6 protein-coding genes and 1 pseudogene are annotated in these 7,536 nt (G+C 68.1%); 3 read left to right on the top strand and 4 right to left on the bottom strand.

Annotation, left to right across the window (positions count from 1 at the left end; genetic code table 11):
- On the bottom strand, positions 1-386 hold a 386-nt coding region (locus G3N98_RS37265; protein WP_206150922.1), incomplete at its 3' end, for an LEA type 2 family protein.
- Between the two features lie 643 nt (positions 387-1,029).
- Here G3N98_RS37265 and G3N98_RS37260 point away from each other — a divergent pair.
- Positions 1,030-3,198: a M1 family metallopeptidase gene (locus tag G3N98_RS37260; RefSeq protein WP_206150921.1), complete on the top strand. Its 2,169-nt coding sequence runs from the start codon at positions 1,030-1,032 to the stop codon at positions 3,196-3,198.
- A 123-nt stretch (positions 3,199-3,321) separates the two neighbouring features.
- Here the strand turns inward: G3N98_RS37260 and G3N98_RS37255 are convergent, their stop codons facing one another.
- Positions 3,322-4,242 (bottom strand): LysR family transcriptional regulator, encoded by a 921-nt coding sequence (locus tag G3N98_RS37255; protein WP_089472058.1) that lies wholly within the window; start codon positions 4,240-4,242, stop codon positions 3,322-3,324.
- A 161-nt stretch (positions 4,243-4,403) separates the two neighbouring features.
- Here G3N98_RS37255 and G3N98_RS37250 point away from each other — a divergent pair, with 161 nt between their 5' ends.
- Both G3N98_RS37250 and G3N98_RS37245 read left to right on the top strand, forming a co-directional pair.
- Positions 4,404-5,381: a zinc-binding alcohol dehydrogenase family protein gene (locus G3N98_RS37250; RefSeq protein WP_206150920.1), complete on the top strand. Its 978-nt coding sequence runs from the start codon at positions 4,404-4,406 to the stop codon at positions 5,379-5,381.
- Positions 5,382-5,408: 27 nt separating this feature from the next.
- Positions 5,409-5,558, top strand: a complete 150-nt coding sequence (locus tag G3N98_RS37245) for a DUF1427 family protein (protein WP_241026249.1) — start codon at positions 5,409-5,411, stop codon at positions 5,556-5,558.
- A 24-nt stretch (positions 5,559-5,582) separates the two neighbouring features.
- Here the strand turns inward: G3N98_RS37245 and G3N98_RS37240 are convergent, their stop codons facing one another.
- Positions 5,583-6,608: a transporter gene (locus G3N98_RS37240; protein WP_089472097.1), complete on the bottom strand. Its 1,026-nt coding sequence runs from the start codon at positions 6,606-6,608 to the stop codon at positions 5,583-5,585.
- Positions 6,609-6,816: 208 nt separating this feature from the next.
- Positions 6,817-7,530 (bottom strand): annotated as a pseudogene (locus G3N98_RS37235) (phage tail protein); the annotation flags it as partial.
- Between the last annotated feature and the right edge of the window lie 6 nt (positions 7,531-7,536).

The following is a 7,536-nucleotide window of genomic DNA, read 5'->3' as shown; positions in this document are numbered from 1 at the left end:
GCGCCGTTCGCGGCCGCGCCGGGCAGGTTCCACGCCTGCCGCGCGGCGGCGAAGGCCGACACGGAAACCGGCACGTCGAGCACGGCCTCGCCGAAGCGCGGCACGGTGCCCGAGCGATCGCTGACGCCGCTCGCGAACGGCGTGCCGTTCAGGTCGAGCGCGACCGAGATGCCGTCGTAGTCGATCGGCGCGTCGTTCGGGTTCTGCACGCGCAGCTTCAGGCTGAAACGCATCTCGAGGCCCTGCCCGACGAGCGGGTCGAGCCCGGCGACCGTCACGCGCACCGGGTCGCGCGTCAGCCCCGCGCAGCCGCCGAGCAGGAGCGCGGCGGCGAACAGCAGCAGCATGGCGCGCAGCGGCGCGATACGGAACACGGGTCGTGGCATGGGAGAACCTCCTCGCGGCAATCGGTGAGCTTGTCGTCGCTGCATTGTACCGAGCACGCCCCGGCACGCCGGGTTTCGTAGTTTTCGCAGTCCCGCGAGATCGTTAATAGATTAAAACTACGAAAATAAATGTCGAATGGAAAGCGCATTAATGCTTCCCAGCATTCAATGAAGCACGGCGAATTCAATCGATGCAATTTCTAAATTTTTCGTTTCCTTTACCTAAAACCATCAAGTATATTTACGCATCCTTCGAGCAAGCCGACAAACCTTGAAGCCGCATGACGGTGATTTTACGGAACGGCGACACGCCTTCCTGCCATCCTGCGACGAGGCCCGGCCAGCCCCGTAGGTCGTCTGTTCAAAGGGGAAAGCACGCCCGCCCAGGGCGTGCGGCTCCGTGTCGTGCGCGCGAAATCAATTCAGTACAACACGCGCCCGGCCATTTTGAACCGGCAAGTTAACCGACATCCGGAAATCCAGAGGGGGCAGTAAACCATGATTACCTTCACGTAGTCGGCCGCCGTCTTTTCGAATAATCCGTCATTGGCATTTTCATCGCTGTTGATTAACGGCGAGGGGATTGTTTTTGCCGGCGTTTTCGCAGCACTGAACGATTCTTTCAACAATCGAGGTTTCAGTCATGTCGATCAACATTCGCAAGATGCGTTATCTGCCGATCGTCGCCGCGCTCGCGCTAGCCGGGTGCGGCGGCGACGACGGCGGCGCGGGCTCGGCGTCCGCGCTCAGCTCCGCCGGCGCGCCGCACTCGGGCTCGTCGCCCACCGTCACCGCGCCGCCGAGCGCATCCAACGTCGACAAGAGCGTCTCGCCTGTCGAGTTGCCGGACACCGTGGTACCCGTGAACTACCGGCTGTGGTTCCGCCCGAACGACGCGCTGAACGCGTTCGACGGCCGCGCCGACGTCGAGATCAAGGTGCTGAAGCCGGTCAACAACATCGTAATCGCCGGCCACCGGATCAAGTTCACGAACGGCCGCATCACGCTGCAGCCGGGCAACATCCAGCTGATCGCGACGCCGCAGGACAAGGGCGACTTCTACCAGCTGCGCCCCGTGAGCGGCACGATCTCGCCGGGCAACTATTCGCTGCACATGGAATGGTCGGGCATCATCAACTTCAAGTCGTATGACGATCCGGTCAACCACACCGGCGGCAGCTGCGGCAACGATCCGTACCCGGGCTGCTCGGCCGCGGAAGGCGTCTTCCGCGTCGACCTGAAGGGCACCGACGGCAAGACGAGCGGCGCGATCCTCACGCAAGGCGAAACCAACCTGTCGCGCCAGTGGTTCCCCGGCTGGGACGAACCGGCATTCCGGCCGACCTATGAAGTGACGGCCGAAGTGCCGCAAAGCTGGCGGGTCGTGTCGAACGCGGCCGAGAAACCGTCGACCAACGTCGGCGGCGGCTACAAGCTCGTGCAGTTCGAGAAGACCCCGCCGATGCCGTCGTACCTGCTGTTCTTCGGCGGCGGCCTGTTCGACACCTACGAGGACGACTTCACGAGCCCGCTGCCGGGCGGCAAGGGCGGCCTGCACCTGCGCGTGTTCACGCCGCCGGGCATGAGCGACTGGGCGAAGCCGGCGATGGACCGCACCAAGCAGGCGCTCGACTTCTACTACCGCTACACGGGCATCGCGCTGCCGCTCACGAAGTTCGACACGGTGGCCGCGAACGACGCGTTCAAGGAGCAGAAGGACCTGAACTTCGGCGGGATGGAGAACTGGGGATCGATCCTCGAGTTCGCCGACGACATCCTGCCGCAGCCGGGCCAGCCGATGTCGCACTACGGCAACGAGGTGCTGACGCACGAAGTCGCGCACCAGTGGTTCGGCGATCTGGTCACGGCCGACTGGTGGGACAACGTGTGGCTCAACGAGTCGTTCGCGACGTTCTTCGAGACGAAGACGACGATCCAGTTCTTCCCCGACGAGTTCAGCTGGCTCGACCAGGTGAAGAACAAGTACCGCGTGATCAATCGTGACATCGGCCCGAACGCGTTCCCGGTCGCACCGAACTTCAACGGCTGGGCGTCGAACGACTTCGTGCTGAGCGCCAGCGCGTTCACGTACGACAAGGGCGGCCACGTGCTGAAGACGCTCGAGAACTATCTCGGCGAACAGACGCTGCGTAAGGGTCTGCAGCAGTACCTGGTCGACTACTCGTTCGGCAACGGTACGCCGAAGCGTCTGTGGGATGCGCTCTCGAAGGAAAGCGGCCAGGCGATCGGCGCGATCGGCGACAGCTACGTCCGCCAGACCGGCGTGCCGCTGATCTCGCTCGACACGCAGTGCGACCTGACGAAGAACCAGACGGTCATCACGCTGAAACAGCAGCCGTTCCCGAACAAGAACGCGTATCCGGGCCTGCAATGGACGGTGCCGATCACGCTCGCGTACGGCCAGGGTCTCGCGAAACGCACGACGCTCGCGCTGAAGGACACGCAGACGCAAACGCGCGTCGACGGCTGCTCGGGCGTGGTCGCCGACCCGAGCGGGCTCGACTACTACGTCGTGAACTACAGCGACGCGGCCTGGAGCGGGCTGCTCACGCAGGTCAACGGCTCGACCGATCCGGTCCTGCTCGCGAACCTGAAGAGCGAGGCCGCACTGCTCGTCGCGAACAACCTCGCGCCGGCCTCGCGCTCGACGTCGATCGGCTCGGTCGCTTCGCCGGCCGCGATGAAGCTGCGCCAGACGCCGACCTTCGGCGGCCTCGAGCCGGTGACGAAGGAACGCCCGGCACTGCACTACCAGGGCATCTTCAAGCCGCGCAAGGTAGTGACGCAGTAACGGTGCGCCTCCGGCCGGCGCCGCGCAGCCTGCGGCTGCCGGCCGGCGTACCGGTTTCTCCGACCTTTGACGGGCCTCGCATGCGAGGCCCTTTTTTCTTTCGGCACGGGCACCCGCCCGCCGTCATGCCCACGCGGCATCCCACGCCGGCTGCGCGAACCACGTCGCGAGAAACGCGACGAGCCGCGACGCGCGCGCGGTGCCGCGCGCCTGCTGGCGCAACACGTGGATCGTCGCCGGCTCCGGTGCCGCCGCGAACCGCGGCAGCACCGCGCGCAAGCGCCCGTCGCGCAGCGCGTCGCCCGCGAGCCAGGTCGGCAGGTGCGCGAGACCGAGCCCGTCGATCGCGGCTTCGAGCAACGCTTCCGAATGATTGCTGCGAAACCGCGGCTGCGCCGGCACGTGGCGACGCTCGCCGAAGCGCCATGCGCCCGGCGGCGGCGCACCGTGCCAGGCGAGGCAATCGTGGCCGGCGAGCGCGTCGGGCGACTCGGGTTCGCCGCGCCGCGCGAGATACGCCGCGCTCGCGCACAGCACGCGCCGCTGCGGCGCCAGCACGGTCGCGACGAAGCGCGTGTCCTCGAGCGGGCCGATGCGCACCGCGAGATCGACGTCGGAGCCGAGCCGCGCGCCCTGCAGGTCGACCATGCTGTCGGTCAGCACCAGGTCGACCTGCAGCGCCGGATGACGCTGCATGAAGGCAGCCAGCGCAGCCATCAGATGCCGGCGGCCGAACGGCGCCGGACAGTCGACGCGCAGCAGCCCGCTTGGCTCGTCGTGCTGGCTGTGCAGGTCTTCCTGCAGGCCGCGCAGCTCGGCCAGCATCCGCGTCGCGCGCCCGTACAGCAACTGCCCGGCCTCGGTCGGCCGCAACGCGTGCGTGGTGCGATGCAGGAGGCGGATGCCGAGCTGCGTCTCGAGCCGGTCGATGCGCCGCGTGACCGACGACGCGGCGACACCCAGCCGGCGCGCGGCAGCCGAGAAGCTCTGCTGGTCGACCACGTCGACGAACAGCGCCAGATGCGGGGAAAGAAAGTCGTCCATTCGGTGCCTTCGAAATTGGCTATGCGTTCAACGCAAAGCAATCATCCGCCTTTGCGCGTTTCCGCGTCAAACCGGGCCGACTAGACTGCATGCATCCTTTCCACTCGCTGCACGCACCGCCCTATCGGGCCGCGCGACAGCCATCCGCCACGGAGATCATCATGCGCAGCATCCGCTTCGACGCCCCCGCCGCCGACATCGAGTCGCTCGACGCGCGCGTCAGGGAAATCGACCCGCCCGTCCCGGCCGACGGCCAGATGCTGATCGAGGTGCGCGCGGCCGGCGTGAACCCGAGCGACGTGAAAGCCGCGCTCGGCCGCATGCCGCACGCGGTATGGCCGCGCACGCCCGGGCGCGACTGGGCCGGCATCGTGCGCAGCGGCCCGGACGGCTGGATCGGCGCGCCGGTGTGGGGCTCGGGCGGCGATCTCGGCGTGCATCGCGACGGCTCGCACGCGGAATGGCTCGTGCTCGATGCGCCGCTGGTGCGCCGCAAGCCCGCCGTGCTGACGCTCGACGAAGCGGCCGGCATCGGCGTGCCGTTCGTCACCGCGTACGAAGGCTTGCGCCGCGCCGGCATGCCGACGGCCGGCGATGTCGTGCTCGTGTTCGGTGCGAACGGGAAGGTCGGCCAGGCGGCGATCCAGCTCGCGAGCGCGCACGGCGCGACCGTGATCGGCGTCGAGCGCAGCGCCGGCGGCTATCGCGGCCACGCATCGGGCGACGTGCACATGATCGACGCGTCAAAAGAACCGGTGGCCGACGCGGTGCGCGCGGCAACCGGCGGCCACGGCGCGGACATCGTCTACAACACGGTGGGCAGCCCGTACTTCGAAGCGGCGAACGCGTCGATGGCGATCGGCGCGCGGCAGATCTTCATCTCGACGATCGACCGCAGCGTGCCGTTCGACATCTTCGCGTTCTATCGCGGCCAGCACACGTTCGTGGGCGTCGATTCGCTGCAGCTCGGCGGCGCCACGGTCGCGCAGATCCTCGACACGCTCGCGCCCGGCTTCGGCAACGGCACGCTGCGCCCGTTCCCGATCGGCGACGACTACGTGTACCCGCTCGAGCGCGCACACGACGCGTATCGCGCGGTGCTGGCCGGTGCGCGCGAGCGCGTCATCCTCAAGCCCTGACGCCGGACCACACGGGAGACTGCCATGATGGATTACGTGACTTCGCTCGCGGTGGGCCTCGGCGTCGGCGTGGTGTACGCACTGCTGCACGTGCGCTCGCCCGCCCCGCCGCTCGTCGCGCTCGTGGGCCTGCTCGGGATGGTGATCGGCGAACGCGTGATCGCGCTGCTGCGCTGACGTGTCGATGCGGCGCCGGTGGCGCTAGCGATCATCGCGCCGGCGGAACGCCCACCACGCGGCGAGCGCCGTGAAACCCGCGACGAGCAGCACCATCAGCCAGAAGCCGTGCTTGTTCTCCGAGAACGGCACGCCGCCGACGTTCATCCCGAAGAAGCCGGCGACGATGTTGATCGGCAGCGCGATCACGGTCACGAGCGTCAGCGTGAACAGCGTACGGTTGTTCTGCTCGTCGAGACGCGAACCGATCTCTTCCTGCAACAGCTTGATCCGCTCGTTGAGCCCGGCCAGATCGGCGAGCACCAGCGAGAACTCTTCGGTGGATTCGCGCAGCTCCTGCACGTCTTCCAGATGCAGCCACGCGGGCGGCTTCGCGAGCAGCCGGAAGATCGACCCGGGCTCGGGCGCGAGCATGCGCTGCAGGCGCGTCAGCGTGCGGCGCATCGCGCCGAGCTCGATGCGGCTCGACGTGAGCCGCTGCGACAGGAAGCGATCCTCGATGCGGTCGACGTCGACGCTCGTGCGCCGCATGATCTGGATCAGCAGGTCGGCCTGGTCGCGCAGCAGGTGCACGAGCAGCTCCGCGGGCGACCTGAACTGCTCGCCGTCGCGCACGCATGCGCGCAGCGTGTCGACCGAGCGCAGCGGCTTGAGCCGCGCGGTGACCATGATGCGCCGCTCGACGTGGACGAACAGCGTCGCGATCTCCGACGGCGTCAGTTCGAGGTTGAACATCACGTCGTTCACGATCGCGCGCAGCGCGCCGTCTTCCTGCTCGATGCGCGTCGAGCGCGAGCCTTCGTGGAGGAATTCGAAGAAGCTGTCGGGCAGCTCGAGATGCGTGCGCATCCAGCGCTCGCTCGCGCCGTGCGCGAGATTGAAGTGCAGCCAGACGAAATCGTCCGACGCCGCAGCATGCTCGCGGCACGTGCGCAGCCACGCGGCAGCCGAGTCCGCATCGAGCGTCGCGCCGGAGCCGCCGGGAACGAAGCGGAATCCGCACACCATGCCGGACGTATCGGCGCCGTAAGTCTGTACGATCAGGTCCATCGTGTCGAAGGTCGTGCTGCACACGGCGCGCCGCGCAAAACGGGTCGCGCGCCCGCGCCGGAAATGGAAAGGAGACGTATGCCCGACGGGCATGACGCGCCGGTGACAGCGTCACGCCGCATCATACCGTCCGATTCCGCGGCCCCCAAAAGCAACGCGCCGCCCAACGGGCGGCGCAGGTGCGGCGGGTCGACACGCGCAGGACGCGTTACTGCCGCGTCTCCGACTGCGCGGCGCTCGGGCACGCGGGATCCTTGCCCCAGTGACCATCGCAGACGCGCCAGCGGCACAGTTGATCCTCGAAGAAACCGCGCTCCGAACACTCCTTCACACGCGACGCCAGCGAGCCGGTCGTCGCGGCCGTCTTGGTCGGCACGGCCTGCGCCTTCTGCGCGGCGAGCTTCTTGTCGGCCGGCTTCGTGCGCGCGACGAGCGCCGCGAGCAGATCCGCATCCGGATCGTCCTTGCCGCCCGCCTTCGCGGTACGGGCCGGCGTCGCGTCGCGATGCTTCTTCGCCTGCGCGAGCTCGGCCTGCTGTTCCTTGTGACGCTTGCGGGCCTCGGCTTTCGTGTCGGCCTTCGTATCGGTCTTGCCGTGCGCGGCGACCTTCGCGCCCTTCGCGGCGTCGGCCTTGGCGGCGTCGGCCTTCGCGGTTTTGGTCGTCGCGGCAGCGGCGGCGGCCGCCGCACCGGCCGTGGCCGCACCCGATGCGTCGTCGGCGCCATTGGCGAGCGCTCGCGACAGGCGGCTGTTGTCCGCGGCGGACGCGGACGATGCGGATGCAACGGTTCGGGAAGCTGCGTCGTCGTTGACGATCGTGGCCGGTTGCGCGGCGGATGCCGCGGACGCGGCATTCTGCGCGACCTGCACGGCGGCATCGCTGGCCGCCGCGGCCTTCGCCGGCGCGGCGGCTGCCGGCGCAGCCTA

Source organism: Burkholderia sp. Tr-20390, from assembly GCF_017104595.1.
Taxonomy (GTDB): domain Bacteria; phylum Pseudomonadota; class Gammaproteobacteria; order Burkholderiales; family Burkholderiaceae; genus Burkholderia.
The sequence above is the reverse complement of the archived record's forward strand: the minus strand, read 5'-3'. Positions and strand labels throughout refer to the sequence as shown.

Bases quoted from the DNA above. Each gene is read 5' to 3' on its own strand.
- G3N98_RS37245 (WP_241026249.1), top strand. From the start codon at position 5,409: ATGGATTACGTGACTTCGCTCGCGGTGGGCCTCGGCGTCGGCGTGGTG.
- G3N98_RS37260 (WP_206150921.1), top strand. From the start codon at position 1,030: ATGTCGATCAACATTCGCAAGATGCGTTATCTGCCGATCGTCGCCGCG.
- G3N98_RS37250 (WP_206150920.1), top strand. From the start codon at position 4,404: ATGCGCAGCATCCGCTTCGACGCCCCCGCCGCCGACATCGAGTCGCTC.
- G3N98_RS37255 (WP_089472058.1), bottom strand. From the start codon at position 4,242: ATGGACGACTTTCTTTCCCCGCATCTGGCGCTGTTCGTCGACGTGGTC.
- G3N98_RS37240 (WP_089472097.1), bottom strand. From the start codon at position 6,608: ATGGACCTGATCGTACAGACTTACGGCGCCGATACGTCCGGCATGGTG.